Origin of the sequence: Myroides albus, assembly GCF_009711045.1 — a bacterium.
Classification (GTDB): Bacteria; Bacteroidota; Bacteroidia; order Flavobacteriales; family Flavobacteriaceae; genus Flavobacterium; species Flavobacterium album_A.
Genome location: NZ_WMJX01000152.1, coordinates 1 through 281, shown reverse-complemented (window position 1 = coordinate 281; position 281 = coordinate 1). Strand labels below are relative to the sequence as shown.

Sequence of the window (281 nt, the reverse complement as noted above, 5' to 3'; positions counted from 1 at the left end):
TTGAACAAGTTCCGCTTTAACCTCATAGGTTTTACCATCTCCGTGCCCCGCTTCTCCTAAGATAACAATTTCGCTATCCCCAATGCGGTGGGCAATTGCTTCAAACGAAGCTTGATCCACTTGCTCGAATGGAATCATATAAGAAGCTATTTGCTTTTCGACAGTTGCCTCTTGAGCGCTTGAAAACAAGGCAGTACCTACAAGCAAAGAGGTCGTAATACTTTTGATCATACGTAATATAAGTGATTTGATTGTTACTAAGTTAAATGGTAGAAGATTGA

Annotated in this window: 1 pseudogene; it reads right to left on the bottom strand. The window is 40.2% G+C overall.

Going from position 1 to position 281, the window contains the following annotated elements:
* Window positions 1-231, bottom strand: a pseudogene (locus tag GJV76_RS15695) (erythromycin esterase family protein); the annotation flags it as partial.
* Window positions 232-281 lie beyond the last annotated feature (50 nt).